Genomic DNA, 15,237 nt, shown 5'->3' with positions numbered 1-15,237 from the left:
GTCCAGACAAACGTTTCTTAAACCGAAACAGTTTTCAACCGCGAGAACAAACTTTCTCTATCGAAAACTTGTATCAATCGCTCATCCTTCTTGTAGATGCTTCGTATCATGGACAAAGAGGCCTTCTGTTGTGCTATATCTTCATCCAACTCATGCTCGTAGACCGTGAGAATTTCGGTTACCGAATCTACCGCAATTCCGAAGGATTGCTCTCCGTCCTGAACGATCAGCACACGAGAATAACTGGACGCTGGTTGAATAGATAAACCCATGCTGGCGCGCAGATCATAAACAAACAGCAGTTCATCACGAATCTGCATGATGCCCAGCACATGCGGTTCAGCACCCGCAATCTTCGTGATCGGGGGAATCGCTAAAATTTCTTGCACATGCTCAAGATGGAAGCCATACCACTCAGCATCGAAGCGAATCGTCACTAGCTCTTTCTTCATGGTGTGTTTCCCTTTGATAGCGCGCTCTCTGGAACCAAAACGCAAGTGAGCCGAAGTGGACTTCTGCATAATGGCATTTACATCCAGGATCAGGGCAACCAGTCCGTCGCCCAATATCGTCGTACCTGAAATATAAGGAACATGCCCGACAATTTCATCCAACGATTTAATCACAATTTCCTGATTGGCAATCAATTGATCCACGACGAGACAAACACGCTTCTCTGCCATGCCGATCATGAGAATCGACTGTCTGGTCTTCGTCGTTTCTTGCTTCGTGCTTTGACCTGGCGAGAGCAAGTGATTCAATCTCAGCAAGGGTAAAATTTCACCGCGCACATGACAGATTTCCTGGCCGTGCAGTGTCTGAATTTCTTGTTCATCATAACGGAAGATTTCGATAATATTAGCAAGCGGAATAGCGATCGTACGCTGATCTTGACGAACAAGCAACGAACGGATGATGGCAAGTGTTAAGGGTAGTTTGAGCGTAATCGTCGTCCCGCTGCCAACCACGGTATCAATATCGATCAAACCATTCAACTTCTCAATATGGGAGCGCACGATATCCATTCCCACACCTCTGCCGGACAATTCCGTCACCTGCTCGGCTGTGGACATGCCAGAATGAAAGATCAGCGAAATCACTTCTTTCTCCGTCAAATGAAGCGATTCTTCCTCATTAATAAAGCCTTTGTCCACCGCTTTCTTGCGTATGCGCTCAGGGTCGATCCCCCGTCCGTCATCTTTCACCGTAATCACAATCGAATTCTCTTCATGGGCAGCTTTCATCAGAATTTGGCCTTTGCGCGGTTTTCCGGCAGCCTCTCGACCCTCTGGACTTTCCAGGCCATGATCAGCCGCATTGCGGATAATATGGATCAAAGGATCGCTGATTTCCTCGATAAGCGTGCGGTCTAGCTCGGTTTCTTTCCCCTCGATGGTCAATCCGATTTCTTTGTTAGCTGTCTGCGACAAATCTCGAATAAGCCGTGGGAATCTACTGAACAATTGCTCGATTGGAATCATCCGCGTTTTCATCATACCATCTCGCATATTGCTAACAATTTTGCCCAAATGATGCGTGATATCTTCCAGCAGATTAACATCCGGGTCCTGCTTGTATTTATCCTGCAGCCGTTTCTTCACATCAACTAACCGCGTATTGTCAATCAGCAATTCACCGACTAGATTAATGAGGTGCTCCAATCGCTGTACATCAACACGTACAGTATGAGAAACCTGAGCCGTTTCTTTCACTGTGGAAGCAGCGGTTTTCCCCGGATTTGCTGGCGTACTATGTACAATTGCCGCTTGAGGTGGCTGATACTGCTCTTTCTCTGGCCGTGCTGGCTGATCATTGTTCATTAGTGCAACGACGACCTCTGACAATTGGGAAATCTGGTTTATTTTCTCCTGAATGGTGCGGCATTCCTCATTGGAAGTCAGGATAAACAGAATAGGGCCATCCAACTCTTCGTCCGTCGTCGTGTCCGTAAATGTGGGCTGCATGGACAACACAGTGCCAAGTTCCTGCAGCTCTCGAAGTACAAGGGCCGCTCGTACCACCTTCATAACGGCATCAGACTCAATCCGGATACGAACTGACGTGAGATACTGTTCTACCGGTGTACTCAGAATATCTTTGGAAGGTTGTTCATCCGCCAATTCCCCAGCCCAAGCCGTTTCCGCACGTGAAGCTCGCTCCAGCATAACGATAAGCTGATCCACCGATTGCTCTTCGTAAACGCCCTTCATAAACAGCTCGCGCTGATGTTTGATATAATCGACGCTTTGAAAGAACACATTCATTAGTTCCGTGCTGACTTGAATACGGTCGTTGCGAAGGTGATCAAAAATATTTTCCAAATTGTGCATAACCGCTTTGAGCTTATCAAACCCCATGGCAGCCGAGGAGCCTTTGAGTGTATGAGCGATACGGAAGATCGTTTGCATCGTCTCTGGATTGGACCCGCTTTCCTCCAACTCCAACAAACGCTTATCCAGCAACAGCAGCTGCTCACTTAATTCATCCAGAAACACACCCATGTACATTTCTATCTGAAAATCACTCATAGCCCCTCACCTCCTGAAGAAATAGCTCCTGAACATCCAGTATACCGATGAAACGATCTTCGTATTGACCGATCCCATGCAGATAGACACGTCCCTTATGACCGAATTCTTCGGAAACGGGTTTCGTTTCAGAGAACCGTAACACTCTGCTCACACAATCGACAACTAGCCCTAATGTCTTTCCAGCCAAATTAACAATGACGATACGCGTTTGTTTCGTATCAAGTTCTGTTCTCAGCTGCAGCATCGAACGCAAGCAATAAATCGGGATGATATGACCTCTGAGGTTGATCACACCGCGCAGGTTCTTATTTGCCCCAGGCAAAACTGTGATTTCATGCATTTTAATAATTTCCTGGATATACACAATCGAGAACGCGTAATATTCCTGTTTGATCTGACATTCCACATATAAGGGGGTAATTGTCGTTGTCGTCATGTATGGCCCCTCTTCCTCACACCTTAAAATTCGAAACGGACTGATTCAATTCATCTGCTAGTTGTGCTAACGATTGGGAAGAACTGGCGGTTTCTTCGGCAGCCGCAGCTGACTCTTGGCTTACTGCCGCAATATTTTGAATATAGGTAAGCACTTCTTCGGATTGTGCGGATTGCTCTTCGCTTGCTGCGGCAATCTCGGATACTTGCTGTGCGGTATTCGCAACCATTTGCACGATATTGTCAAATTGCACACCGGTAAGCTCGGACAGCTCTGCAGCTTCGGATACGGCTTTTACACTCAGATCCGTGTTGGTTTGCATCCCTTTAATGATGATGGCGATTTGTTTGGTGGCTTCACCACTGCGTTCGGCAAGCTTCCTTACTTCCTCTGCCACAACAGCAAAGCCTCTTCCTTGTTCACCAGCTCTAGCTGCTTCAATTGCTGCATTCAAGGCTAACAAATTGGTTTGATCTGCGATATCATCGATCACCTCGATGATTTGCCCGATCTTCATCGCATCTTGTTCAAGTAAAGACATTTGCTTCGAAACATTGCCCATTGACGTCACAGAAGCTTGTACAGCAACTCCGCCTTCTTTGGCGCCATTTCTTGTTTTCTCCGAAAGCTCAGCAACCACTTCCGCATTCTTTGCGACAGAATCGATAGCCACAGAAAGCTCTTTAAACAGATGATTAACCGTTTGTGTCGATTCTGCTTGATGCATGCTGCCTTTGGCAATCTGCTCTGTCGTTGCCGATATTTCTTCGGCGGCGGCGGCTACATTTTGCGAGGATGACACGGTTTGGCCAATCAGTGCACGCAAATTATCCAGCATCTCATTGAAAGATTGAGCTAGGGAACCAAGCTCGTCCTTCGTTTTCACCATCGCTTTCTCTCTTAAATCACCTGCCGAAGCTTTCATAACAACGGACAATAAGGAGTGCACCGTTTTGGAGATGCTGCTTGACAACACCAAGGCAACCGTGATCCCAACAACAATCGCAATAAGGCCAAAAATAAGAATCATCAGGGTTCCTTCCTGATTTTGATCAACGGCTTTATCGACTTCCAGCTTGGCGCCTGTTTTGTTGTAAACAATCCACTTCTCAAACAAATCAGAAATCTGCACACGGAAGGGGCGAACTTGATCGACGATGCCTTGTGCTTGTTTATCTTCATTTTTGATGGCTAATTGAATAATAGCGTCCGTTTGGCCCGTATAGGAGGAAATATTCTGAAGAAGTTGGTTATAGATAGTCGTTTCTTCACCTGGATTAACGAGACCAGCATACTCTTTTAATTCTGCGTTTAATTGTTCTTTATTTTTGTTTATGGTCGTTTGTACGCTAGCAATTTTATCCGGCTCATCTTCCAGTATGATTTGGTGAAGCCCCACTCTAATTTCATAAAAGTTCGTTTTAATTTCATCGATTTTCAAAATGCTTGGAAGCCAATTTCCCTGAACATTCATCGCAGATGTCTGAATGGCATTCATTTTCATGATTGCTACAAGTCCTACCGCAAAAGTTAGCGCCAGTACGATAATAAAACTGGTAAGCAGTTTCATTTTAATGGTTGCTTTCATCACTAAATCCCCCTAATATCTCGTTAAATGTTTTGTATTTGTATAGCCGAGAAAACAAGATCAATAAGTTCTCCTCTTGCTTGATTCAAGAAACCCAACGATGTCTGCTGCAAAAAATCAATGCATACACAAGCTGATAACAAAATTTTATCGGCAAAATAATACATGGACAGCTCATAGGGAGAAGAAGCACTTCTGACCACATCGTGAATATTCGTTCGCTTGTAAGTGTCGGGAAGTTCGATGGTATAGATCATATACAGCGTTTCATCAGGAAATTGAGAAATCTGAAATATTTCTTTGTAAGAGGAATTCGTCTCCGAATGCCAACGAAAACCATAGTGATATAACGGGTCCTCCTCCCAATGATGTTCAAATTGTGTAATTAATTCGAGAAACTGCTGGCGATAGTAGTGCTTCAAATTCATAGATGGTCACCTCTCAGTAACCACATCTTACCTAAAAGTTGTTATTTAAAATCTATTTTAAATCTTAGCTAAACATTATTTTTCCTAATAGTTAGCTAACGTAATCTAACATTTGAGCCTTACATTTGTTAGGAATCTGTAAAAAAACACCCGGAATAAAATGGAAAAGGCTGAATTTGATCCCAAGGTTCGGATCAAATTCAACCTCTTAGCCCTATCCATACGCTGCTGGATCTATAAGTGCTGCTTCTGCAGGGCTACCCACATCGATTTATTGCGAAATTCTTCCTCTTGGCCTAATTCACGGCCGAACCACGCTGGTATTTCAAAGCGCTCCGCTGCTTCAAGATCGTCGAATTCCACTTCAACCACCATTAAATCTACTTGTTTGTATTCATCGATTTCAAACAGCAATTCCTTATATGCAAGTGTCGTGCGAATCTTCTCCAATGGAATTAATCCTGTGCGCTCCAACAACTGCTTGTAGACAGATTCCGAAATGCTGTATTCAATCTCTTCCCGCACGAGCCCATGCCCTGACTTGAAGGTATGCGTGAAATAGTCAGAGCCTGAGCTATCCACCAAGTGACGAACACGGATTTCCTGATCTTCGGAAAATGCCAAATACGTTTGATAAATATATTGTTTGGATACTAATTTTACTTCTTCACGACTCAATTCCTGTGTGGGGAAGGCTGGCAATAAAAACTTTCTTTCAATTTCTGAACCCATTGAACATCCTCTTTTCCATGTCATATCGATATGACCGTTATTTTACCACGCCACATCCAAAAAAACGTTAGCTCATTTATGCAAGGCACGGAAACGGGCAGGAGAAATCTGATTCCAAGCACGAAACATTTTGCCAAAATGAAATTCATCAGCAAAACCACAGGCATCCGCCACGGCTTTCATCGGCTCCTCTGTCAGAAGCAACAGCGTCTTGGCCTTCTCATTTCGGATTCTATTCAAATATTCTTTCGGAGAAATGCCTAAGTGATGCATAAAAAGCTTACGTAATTGGGAAACAGAAACATGAAGCGTACGAGCTATTTCCTCCATTCGCAGAGGACAATTATAGCAGGTTTCCATCCAGAACTTCGCTTCCTGATAAGCCTTCAGGTAGGGATCCGACGAAGAATCTGTCTCTTTCATATACTGAATTAGTTTGGACAAATGATATTGGAATTCCGTCCGATCTTCATGGGAATCTGCTTTGGGCGCTGCTCCTATTAATTTCATCTGCTCTTGAATCCAGACCGCCTGTTCCGGGGAATACGTTTGGATAAAAGGAAGATGCAGCGAATCTACAGGGATTGGCTGCTGCCAAATCTGATTCTCATACGGAATATCCAGCACATCAAATAATAGCATTTGGATATGGAGCGGATGCTCCACGGATGAGATCATATTTAATGTAAAGCCGGGCTTCAAGTAAAGCAGAATGCCGGATTGCACATGGATCGGCCTCTCGTCCAGGGAATGAGAGAATTCGCCCTTCCCGCCCATTATCCAGTAGAACGAATGAATGTCCGTCATGTTGCGAATATCTTTCCAACCTGGCACGGGCAGCTTCTCATAGGTTAAACGAAGATGGTACATTCGGTGTGATTTCGTTTCCATGGCCCACCACTCTCAAAGCGATTTTGACAAATATCAAACTACTTTCTCCATATATAATACACTAGTTCCATGATACTCTGTACTAAACATACATGAAAGGGGATTTTTCCTGTGATACGTACTTTTCATCAGCATCACCTTCGCCATACCCGACTTTTGGATGGACTATGGGATTTCGTCACGGATCCTGGTAATCTCGGATTGACCGAACAGTGGTATACGCAATTCCCTGCACAGTCGCAAAAGCTTGTCGTACCCTCCTGTTGGAACAATGAACTTGGCCTCTATGCATATATCGGTGCCGCTTGGTACCGTACTTACTTCGACACCACACAAGAAGCTAATCTTCGCTTCATCTTTGAAGGGATCCTTCATCATGCGGATGTCTATGTTGACGGTCAGCATCTAGGTTATCATTTCGGTGGATATACCCAGTTTGCGCTTGTGCTTCCTCATCTTGCGCAGGGTAAGCATGAATTAATTATTCGTGTCGACAGTACCTTGGATTGGCAGACACTGCCTACAGATGTGGCAGACTGGTACTCTTATGGAGGTATTATCAGGTCGGTCGAACTGCAGGAATTGCCTGATGTCTATATTGATTCTTTGAAAATCGATTATACATTAAGCGGCGATACAGCCGATGTTGAGCTGCACGTCCAATTAAACTCACTTAGCCGTGCAGATCAAGAAATTGAAATCGATGTCTCCACAGAGGCGGCTATTTTCTCAGCAGCAACCGTCCAGATTAGAGCAGGCCAATCCTCTAAGCTTACACTTCGTGGAAGTCTCGCGAACGTTCGCATATGGGACGTAGGTCAACCTGAATTGTATACATTTGCGATTCGCGCAGGCGAAGACGATCTCATCGACCGCACCGGATTCCGCACGTTGGACGTGTCGAATGGGCAAATTCTACTCAATGGCAAGACGCTCTATTTGCAAGGCGTGAATCGGCACGAGGAGCATCCGGAGTGGGGATTCGCGTTCCCGCCTAAGCTCATGCTGAAGGACCTGGCTATTCTCCAGGATATGGGCTGCAACATCGTTCGCGGGTCCCACTATCCGCAAAGTCAGTTCTGGATCGATCTGCTCGACGAGCATGGCATGCTGCTCTGGAGCGAAATCCCGATGTGGGGGTGTTTCATGAGCACCGAAACACTGGCAAGCCCAATCTTCACGGATCGCGGCGTCCATATGCTCGGCGAGATGATCAGCCGCGACTATCATCATCCGTCCATTATCTTCTGGGGTGCACATAACGAAATCGATACACGTACGAATGAAGCCCTGGAGCTTACGAAGAAATTCGTCAGCCAAATACGCAGCATGGATGGCAGCCGTCTGGTCACTTACGCCACCATGCATCCTGTAGAAGACATCGTGTTGTCCTACTTTGACGTCATTGGCATCAACAAATATTACGGCTGGTACGAAGGCAGCGTCGACGGATTCCACGACATGCTGCAGGCCTATTATCGGAATGCCGAATCGCAAGGTGCCGGCGACAAGCCGGTCATCATGAGCGAATTCGGCGCCGCGGGCATCTTTGGCGACGCCGGCTGGGAACCGCGCTTATTCAGCGAGGATTATCAAGCTGATGTCGTGCAGCAGGCACTGAAGATCTTCCGTGCCGACTCACGCATCGTCGGCACCTTGATCTGGCACTTCGCCGACATTCGCGTCGACGTGCGCAGCGATCGCCCGTACTTCCGCGATCGGGCGCGGAGCTTTAACAATAAAGGCTTGCTCAACGAGTATCGCAAGCCTAAGCTCGCTTATCGCTTGGTGAAGGAGATTTATCGATCGGAGCGGTAAGGGATTAGGGAGCGCCCAATAAGATTTCGCCCCATCTGGAAATTAAGACAAACGGCTTCGCCGCCCTGATAGATCAGTCTCTTCTTAGCGGCAAAACCTTGTAAGGGAACTAGAGGACGCTAATTAGGCAAAAAGTAGGGGGGCGTGGGTCATAGCGGAACTACAGGGTCTTATTTCCACGAAAACGTTGAAAATTCCCATGAAACGGCAAAATAGCGTACTGTAGTTCCCTCATCCTATCCGAAAATGACACTTTTAGCTTGCATAGCGTATCGTAGTTCCTTTACTTCCACGAGAGGCAGTTGGAATAACTCCGCGTTCACTCCAAAACATATAAACTCTTATATTTTGATAAAGAGGCTTGCTCTTGGTTTTCAACCTTTAGAGTCAGCCTCTTTTTGCGTTTATCCACCCAGCTGCACGCTGCGTTCTCCTATCCTCTAAAACGAATAGACAAAAAAAGGGACCTAGCCAACGGGGCCAGGTCCAAAGTTTATATTAAAAAAGGGGGGTCTTGTTTATTATAATACCTCACCAATGTTAGAGGACTGTAACAGGAATGTTCCAATTGTGTTACAAATACTACGTATGCCCATAGTACTTGGACGGCGCAATTTTATGGAAGCGTTTAAATATCTTAGAAAACGTATACGGATCGGCAAAGCCAAGCTGATAGGCAATCTGCTTCACGGTCAGTTTCCCCTCGTACAAATATTCCCTGGCTCGATTCAGCTTAAGACGAGTCACATAATTTTGCGGCGTCACGCCCATTTGGGCTTTGAAAAAAGCATAGAAATATTTGGGCGACATACTGCTCATCTCAGCCAATTGCTCCACCGCTATGCGCTCTCCGATGTGCGCCTCGATATACGCCAGCACTGGAACCAGCTTGGTAAAATGCTTCGAGTGTAGTTCCGCTCCCTGCAGCCCTCTCGGAGGGTGTTGCGGAATCGTTAAAAGACGGGCTAACAATGCGAGGAAGAAACCTTTGAGCATTAATGACGCCATCGGCTCTTTGTTCTGGTAAGCATCGAAGGCTCCTCTGAATAACTCTCTCTCCTTAGTCAGATAGGCCCCGCCAATAATGCCCATGAGATCAAACTCATTCAGGAAGTTAAAGCGTTCACCCAACGAGAAATCAAAGTGGACAAATATGTGACTGCAGGGGTTCAGGGAACAAGCAGCGGTATAGGTCACGCCAGGATTGAAAAAAACGATGTCCCCTTCTTTTGCCACAGACGTGACGCCTTGAACATCAACCTCAACCTCTCCGTTGGTCACCAGCCAAATATCGTAGTCCGGATGCTGTTTCGTCTCCGTCCAGCCTCTATCATGACTAGCCGTGCCGATGCTGCCTAAACGCAGCTCTACATATTCACTCAATTCGTCTATGATATTCCGATTCACCAACGTTCATCAGCTCCCAGATGTTCTTACTTCCAGTATACGTACGAATAGACCCTTGAACAACAAAGGGAATTATACGTATCCTTAATCGTACTGAAAGACATCATTCAATACCTTTAGCCATTTTCACACGTTTGTATGCTTATTACAATGAACATGAAAGCACTCATCTCAAGGAGGAATGCGACATGAATCAAATCGGTTGGTGTGCAGGAATTGAACAAGCGGAGCTGCTTGCGGCTCATGGATTGGATTATGTGGAATGTGCTCTGTCATCGCTGCAAGTTGAGGATGAACGATCATTAGGGGAGAGAATTCCCCTGTATGTTAATTCCCCGCTTCCCGTACGTGCCTTGAATATTTTCGCGCCAGACGGCATGAAGTTGGTAGGTCCGCAAGTGGATCGTGAGAGAATCCGGCGCTACGTCAACAAGGCTGGAGAAGCGGCAAGCCGAATCGGCGTGGAGGTTGTTGTGCTTGGCAGCGGCAAAGCCCGCATGATCCCTGAGAATTGGGAGCGTCAGCACGCTGAAGATCAGATGTTGGAGCTGCTGAACTGGATTGCAGAAGATTGGCAAGGAAACGGCATTACATTGACGCTGGAACCGCTGAACCGCAAGGAATCCAATTTGATGAACAGCGTAGCCGATGCCGTTCATTTGGCGAAGCAAATCAATAGCCCAACAGTAAGGGTGCTAGCCGACTTTTATCATATGGATGAAGAGAAAGAACCTCTGGATACAATCCTCACACACAAGGATTGTATCGCTCATATCCATCTTGCAGATACGGGAAGACATGCCCCTGGAACAGGCGTTTATCCTTATCAAAAATTATCTGAGATATTACAAGCCATCAGCTACACAGGCAAGCTTTCTGCAGAGTGCCACTGGCCGGCATTAAATGGCGGACTTAGCGATAGCATCTCCTATTTGAAAGAGGTGATTAGCCGCATCCATAAGGGTGCTTAACCATTTGGCTAACATTGATCACACATTGACCATGATATATCATGGCTGACAACCAGTTCTTCCACTATGATCAAAATGACAGCGATTTCAAAGAAAGAGGGGATCCATAAAGTCAGGGGTTTGCTGCAAGGCAAGCAGCCTCGACCAGCGGAACCTGGAGTGTAGTAAGCAACCAATACAGCGGTCAAGCCAATTCCGCGCTAAGCCTATCTCTCGCCGGGAATGCTGACTGGACCAATGATACTTTCGAAGCGAAGGTCAACGTCACCAACAATACAAATGGAAATAAGGATGCAGAATTGGTCTTCCGCTACACAGACGACAATAATTACTATGTGCTGTTTCTGAAAAACAACGATAAAACCGGCCGCAAGATGGAACTCTCCATTTCAATTTACAAAGACGGTAATTTGGAAATCAGCACCACGGACAGCGCACTTGCGAGCGGCAAAATTGGAGCTCGTGTCTATGCGAATACCAAAGCGATCTTTGATGACATCAGCGTAACCTGCTAAAGCAGCAATTTAGGCTTAAATGTGAGAAAACGACTTCGCCGCCCTGAGAGTTTGAGCATCTTTCAAGCGACAGCTACTCTTAAGGGAACTGTAGGGCGCTATTTGGGCAAATAGCAGGGATGCTCGGGGATTAGCGGAACTACAGGGTCTTATTTCTGCGAAAACTGCTGAATTTCCACTTAAAAAGCAAAATAGCGCACTGGAGTTCCCTCTGACTCAGTAAAATGAAGCATTTTGCTGGAATAGCGCACTGGAGTTCCCTTATCCGCGCGAGGCGGTTGGGATGACTCACCGTTTATAAATAAAGGCGCCCCTAAAGTAAATTAGGGGCAGCCTCTCATTGCCTTTGCACCACTGGAATTCATACATCCCCCCCCAGTCAATCGCACCAATGATGCGTTCTGCTGGAAATTGTCCAATGGGGTCCAATAGGTTCCAATGAAAAAGAGCTCCCTTCAAGGGAACTCGAAGGGAACTCAATTCAGCTTAGAAAATTCGCTGCGTCCAGTTTTTCAGCTTGGCTGCGGCTTCTATATAATAATAATCCCCGTAGATCAGTCCTACGTTGACGTTTTGTCCCGCTGGCTTATGTCCGGTGCCTTCTCTGAGGATTGACTCCCTTGATCCATCCAGATCCGCGTAATCCTGCGTCAGCGCATCCATGATCCGGATTGCCTGATTCCGGTATAAATCCGCCTCCTCGGCTGGTACCAGCGAGGCGATTTCAAGCAGCCCAGAGGCCGCGCAAGCGGCGGCGGACGTATCTTTCAACTTCAAATCCGCATCACCCGTGCGGAAATCCCATAACGGAATGGGATCCACCGTGGTGTTCGCCATGAAGTAATGGGCTACCCGCTTCGCAGCAGCCAAATAACGGCTCTCTCCCGTATATCGGTACACGTTCGCTAAACCATGCAAAGCCCACGACTGTCCTCTGCTCCACGCGGAGGTCGGGGAGAACCCTTGCCCGCCCAACGCCTCGATGAATGCACCCGTGTCCGGATTAAAGCTAACGATATGACAGACTGATCCGTCATCCCGAATGAAATGCTCCAAAACCGTATCCGCATGCGCCATGGCAATTTGTTTAAGCCGCGGATCGCCAAGCTCTTCGGCTGCCCAGAGGAGCAAGGATAGATTCAAGCTGGAATCTATAATCGCCCAGCCATGCTTGTCCTGATTCCAAGCGCGCAGGAACTGTCCGGCTTGATTGAAGCGTCCTGCAAGGAAATTCGCTGCGTGCAGCCCTCTTCTACGCCCATCCTGATCCCCTGTCATTTTGTATTTGGCTACTGCCGTAGGCAGGAATTGGAAGCCAACATCATGATGGAAATTGTTCTCCCGCAGGAAGCAAGCTTCTATTTTCCCATCCCAATCCCAAGCTTGCTGACGATACTTGTCTTCTTGGGAGACGTCATACATAATCCATAAGAGTCCTGGCCAAAAGCCTGATGTCCACCAATCCAAACGGGCATCATCGTACACGCCCTCTTTCTCCACGTGTGGAGATTTACTTCCGATTTGCTCGATCATGGTGTCGACTTTGCGTTGCAATTGCGGCCACAGATTCAAAATATCCAATTCCATCCACTCCTAACGGTTGTGTTATATTGTCAACTATTCATCTTCACGAACGAAGGCTCTAATCCTTCTCCATGCACGGAGACGATCGATGTCCCGCCCTTCAAATCCACATAAATACGGGCACGTCCATTCGCAAGTTCTAGCGTTCTGGAACCTCTAACTGTTCCTAAGTTATCAAGTAATTTCCCTGACCCCGCTAGGCCAAAATGCACCAAATTCGCCGCATCCGCACAAAACACGCCATGCTGGTCGTACGCCAAAGCTTCGACAAAAATGCCATCATCCGAGTGTTGATAAGCGGTCAGCCGCAGTGCGGCAGGTTGTTCCCAACTTTCCGTCTGGTAAATGAACGTAGTCTCGTCTTGAACTACGATATCGCCTTCGCCAGAGGAGACAGCTACAAGGCGATTCTCCCCTGATGGCAGAATCACATCCCAACGCAAACCTGCACAAGGATAGTTCTGCGTGTCTCTTGTTCGTTTCACGTAGCTCTTTCCATTGACAATAAGTTCAACAATCGAACAGTACGAATACACTTTGATGGTCTGCTGTTCATCGGCTTTCCCCGCACGAACAGGCAGGCTTCCGCCATAAATGCGAACCATTGGCTGCTCAGACCAATAAGATTGAAAGACATAATAGGCTTCTTTCCGTCTGAAATCCCGTTCAACGACGCCCTTCATATTCAAGTAAGGAATCGGCGAATCTGGTCGCACCGGGGTTGAGAAATCTTTGAAAGACCACTTCGCAGTGCCGGTCAACCAGTCCATTCTCTGCTGCGCGCGCAAGTACCAATCAATCATGTCGCAGAAATAGGTCTCCGACCAATCGCCCAAACTGGAAACGCGCGGATCGCCGCCAGTCAGCAGGTAATCACCATCGCGCTCCTCAGCCCCTGCCCCGGTTTGGATATCCTCGAATCCTGTATATGGCTTCTTCACATGGCGTCCAGCCACATTGTCTGCTCCCCATTCAACATGGAGGAATCGATCCACACTGTCAAATCCTGTACGCGTATAAGTCTCATATTCCGGATAAACACCCCGATACCATCCCGCCCAAATAGAAGGCGAATACACATCAATGATGTCGCGGCAAAAGTCGCAGCGCCGAATCGCCGTCAGTCTCGTATCATCCAACGCATGGGACAACGCATGCAGTTCACGCATGAAATCCCTAATTTCCTCTTCATCAAAATAGTTGAAATCCGCTTCCCAGTCGTTCTCATTGCCAAGCCCCCACAAAATAATAGAAGGATGATTGCGGTGCTGCTCAATCATCGCCGTCAGCATATCCTTGCATTGCTGACGGTAGGAATCGCCGCCGATACCGCCGCGGCACCAAGGGATTTCCTCCCATACGAGCAGCCCCAGCTCGTCACATAGTTCCAGCACAATACGCGACTGCTGATAATGTCCCAAGCGAATGAAATTCGCGCCCATCTCCTTGATGAGCCGCATTTCCTCACGAATCATCGCCTCCGTCATAGCTGCGCCTACGCCGGCATGATCTTCATGCCGATGTGTGCCGCGAAGCAGCAATCTTCGTCCATTGAGGTGGAAAGGTCCCTTCTCGATGAACTCGAAATAACGGAGACCGAACCGCACAGCTAGAGCTGTTTCGATTGCGACGGCCTCATCCACCGGCATCAAAGTAACTTTGCACGTATACAAATGAGGCTGATCAGGGCTCCAGAGCTGAAAATTGTCGATTTGAAAGTTAGCGATTTCTTCCTTGCCTGCCCACGTTTCCTTATCAAACACCTCTGTGAATACTTCCTGTCCTACAGCATCCCATACTTGCATCATAGCCGCCTTCATGTCCGCCAACACGTTGATCATAGACATATAGTTCCGTTTGCTGTCCGGCTCCCTCGAAATGAAGGAGTGTTCTCCCATTGGGGTACGGGTTGTCGATCGACAACAAGGTCCTGTACCAGCCCGGCCCTTGGTAGTAAGGTTTGTCCGGTTCCATAGCGTCGAGTGCATTGAAACAATGCGGCAGTTCTACTTCCTGCCATGCAAGATTATAGTGATTGTTTAATTTATCTTTGCGCCAAACTTCCCAGACGCCGCCTAACGAACTCTGCAAATACTCCCAACCTGTATTCAATCGCTTTGTAAACATAAGCTCCTCCTGATGTACATGCAGATATCCTTTCATTATAAAGAAATCCAAAACACGTCGCATGTACAAAATTAATGTCTACTTGTTTTTTTTCTACGACAGCACAATTAACTAGCAGGTATTTCCAATCTTTTGTCGAAGGTGTAGAGGTCAGAATTTATTCTAGGAGATGACCTTCATGCTTGAGAAAAATAGATTGGGTGCTGCAC

The 15,237-nt window shown here is 46.9% G+C and carries 13 protein-coding genes; 3 read left to right on the top strand and 10 right to left on the bottom strand.

Annotated elements, in window-relative coordinates; all coding sequences use genetic code 11:
• Positions 1 to 17 precede the first annotated feature (17 nt).
• The 6 genes from IEY34_RS31160 to IEY34_RS31135 all read right to left on the bottom strand — a co-directional run bounded on the left by IEY34_RS31160 (position 18) and on the right by IEY34_RS31135 (position 6,606).
• On the bottom strand, positions 18 to 2,528 hold the full coding sequence (locus IEY34_RS31160; RefSeq protein WP_189019403.1) for a chemotaxis protein CheW: 2,511 nt from the start codon (positions 2,526 to 2,528) through the stop codon (positions 18 to 20).
• Positions 2,521 to 2,967: a chemotaxis protein CheW gene (locus tag IEY34_RS31155; RefSeq protein WP_189019401.1), complete on the bottom strand. Its 447-nt coding sequence runs from the start codon at positions 2,965 to 2,967 to the stop codon at positions 2,521 to 2,523. Before IEY34_RS31155 ends, IEY34_RS31160 begins: the two co-directional genes overlap by 8 nt.
• A gap of 16 nt (positions 2,968 to 2,983) precedes the next feature.
• Positions 2,984 to 4,555 (bottom strand): methyl-accepting chemotaxis protein, encoded by a 1,572-nt coding sequence (locus IEY34_RS31150; RefSeq protein WP_189019399.1) that lies wholly within the window; start codon positions 4,553 to 4,555, stop codon positions 2,984 to 2,986.
• Positions 4,556 to 4,578: 23 nt separating this feature from the next.
• Positions 4,579 to 4,983, bottom strand: coding sequence for a hypothetical protein (locus IEY34_RS31145; RefSeq protein WP_189019398.1), 405 nt, complete (start codon positions 4,981 to 4,983; stop codon positions 4,579 to 4,581).
• Positions 4,984 to 5,217: 234 nt separating this feature from the next.
• Positions 5,218 to 5,715, bottom strand: a complete 498-nt coding sequence (locus tag IEY34_RS31140) for a CYTH domain-containing protein (RefSeq protein ID WP_189019396.1) — start codon at positions 5,713 to 5,715, stop codon at positions 5,218 to 5,220.
• 72 nt (positions 5,716 to 5,787) lie between these two features.
• Positions 5,788 to 6,606 (bottom strand): helix-turn-helix transcriptional regulator, encoded by an 819-nt coding sequence (locus IEY34_RS31135; RefSeq protein WP_189019394.1) that lies wholly within the window; start codon positions 6,604 to 6,606, stop codon positions 5,788 to 5,790.
• A gap of 111 nt (positions 6,607 to 6,717) precedes the next feature.
• Between IEY34_RS31135 and IEY34_RS31130 the strand changes: the two genes are divergently transcribed.
• On the top strand, positions 6,718 to 8,424 hold the full coding sequence (locus IEY34_RS31130) for a glycoside hydrolase family 2 protein (RefSeq protein ID WP_189019392.1): 1,707 nt from the start codon (positions 6,718 to 6,720) through the stop codon (positions 8,422 to 8,424).
• A 582-nt stretch (positions 8,425 to 9,006) separates the two neighbouring features.
• On the opposite strand, the gene IEY34_RS31125 is transcribed toward IEY34_RS31130, so the two are convergent.
• On the bottom strand, positions 9,007 to 9,831 hold the full coding sequence (locus IEY34_RS31125) for an AraC family transcriptional regulator (protein WP_229757925.1): 825 nt from the start codon (positions 9,829 to 9,831) through the stop codon (positions 9,007 to 9,009).
• Positions 9,832 to 10,019: 188 nt separating this feature from the next.
• On the opposite strand from IEY34_RS31125, the gene IEY34_RS31120 reads away from it, so the two are divergent.
• Both IEY34_RS31120 and IEY34_RS31115 read left to right on the top strand, forming a co-directional pair.
• On the top strand, positions 10,020 to 10,802 hold the full coding sequence (locus IEY34_RS31120; RefSeq protein WP_189019388.1) for a sugar phosphate isomerase/epimerase family protein: 783 nt from the start codon (positions 10,020 to 10,022) through the stop codon (positions 10,800 to 10,802).
• Between the two features lie 299 nt (positions 10,803 to 11,101).
• Positions 11,102 to 11,317, top strand: a complete 216-nt coding sequence (locus IEY34_RS31115; protein WP_189019386.1) for a hypothetical protein — start codon at positions 11,102 to 11,104, stop codon at positions 11,315 to 11,317.
• 486 nt (positions 11,318 to 11,803) lie between these two features.
• On the opposite strand, the gene IEY34_RS31110 is transcribed toward IEY34_RS31115, so the two are convergent.
• From IEY34_RS31110 to IEY34_RS37055, 3 genes are read right to left on the bottom strand one after another with little or no spacing between them, the layout of a single operon-like run.
• Positions 11,804 to 12,904 (bottom strand): glycoside hydrolase family 88 protein, encoded by a 1,101-nt coding sequence (locus IEY34_RS31110; protein WP_189019384.1) that lies wholly within the window; start codon positions 12,902 to 12,904, stop codon positions 11,804 to 11,806.
• 26 nt (positions 12,905 to 12,930) lie between these two features.
• Positions 12,931 to 14,709: a glycoside hydrolase family 2 TIM barrel-domain containing protein gene (locus tag IEY34_RS31105; protein WP_229757923.1), complete on the bottom strand. Its 1,779-nt coding sequence runs from the start codon at positions 14,707 to 14,709 to the stop codon at positions 12,931 to 12,933.
• On the bottom strand, positions 14,657 to 15,028 hold the full coding sequence (locus IEY34_RS37055) for a sugar-binding domain-containing protein (RefSeq protein ID WP_229757922.1): 372 nt from the start codon (positions 15,026 to 15,028) through the stop codon (positions 14,657 to 14,659). The genes IEY34_RS31105 and IEY34_RS37055 overlap by 53 nt, the downstream gene beginning before the upstream one ends.
• Positions 15,029 to 15,237: the final 209 nt, after the last annotated feature.

Origin of the sequence: Paenibacillus marchantiophytorum (genome assembly GCF_014640555.1) — a bacterium.
Classification (GTDB): domain Bacteria; phylum Bacillota; class Bacilli; order Paenibacillales; family NBRC-103111; genus Paenibacillus_E; species Paenibacillus_E marchantiophytorum.
Note: the sequence above shows the minus strand (reverse complement) of the source record. Positions and strands in the feature narration are given on the sequence as shown.

What these genes read in the sequence shown, in the direction of transcription:
- IEY34_RS31140 (WP_189019396.1), bottom strand. Translation starts at nt 5,715, where the DNA reads ATGGGTTCAGAAATTGAAAGAAAGTTTTTATTGCCAGCCTTCCCCACA.
- IEY34_RS31160 (WP_189019403.1), bottom strand. Translation starts at nt 2,528, where the DNA reads ATGAGTGATTTTCAGATAGAAATGTACATGGGTGTGTTTCTGGATGAA.
- IEY34_RS31150 (WP_189019399.1), bottom strand. Translation starts at nt 4,555, where the DNA reads ATGAAAGCAACCATTAAAATGAAACTGCTTACCAGTTTTATTATCGTA.
- IEY34_RS31110 (WP_189019384.1), bottom strand. Translation starts at nt 12,904, where the DNA reads ATGGAATTGGATATTTTGAATCTGTGGCCGCAATTGCAACGCAAAGTC.
- IEY34_RS31120 (WP_189019388.1), top strand. Translation starts at nt 10,020, where the DNA reads ATGAATCAAATCGGTTGGTGTGCAGGAATTGAACAAGCGGAGCTGCTT.
- IEY34_RS37055 (WP_229757922.1), bottom strand. Translation starts at nt 15,028, where the DNA reads ATGTTTACAAAGCGATTGAATACAGGTTGGGAGTATTTGCAGAGTTCG.
- IEY34_RS31105 (WP_229757923.1), bottom strand. Translation starts at nt 14,709, where the DNA reads ATGATGCAAGTATGGGATGCTGTAGGACAGGAAGTATTCACAGAGGTG.
- IEY34_RS31155 (WP_189019401.1), bottom strand. Translation starts at nt 2,967, where the DNA reads ATGACGACAACGACAATTACCCCCTTATATGTGGAATGTCAGATCAAA.
- IEY34_RS31135 (WP_189019394.1), bottom strand. Translation starts at nt 6,606, where the DNA reads ATGGAAACGAAATCACACCGAATGTACCATCTTCGTTTAACCTATGAG.
- IEY34_RS31145 (WP_189019398.1), bottom strand. Translation starts at nt 4,983, where the DNA reads ATGAATTTGAAGCACTACTATCGCCAGCAGTTTCTCGAATTAATTACA.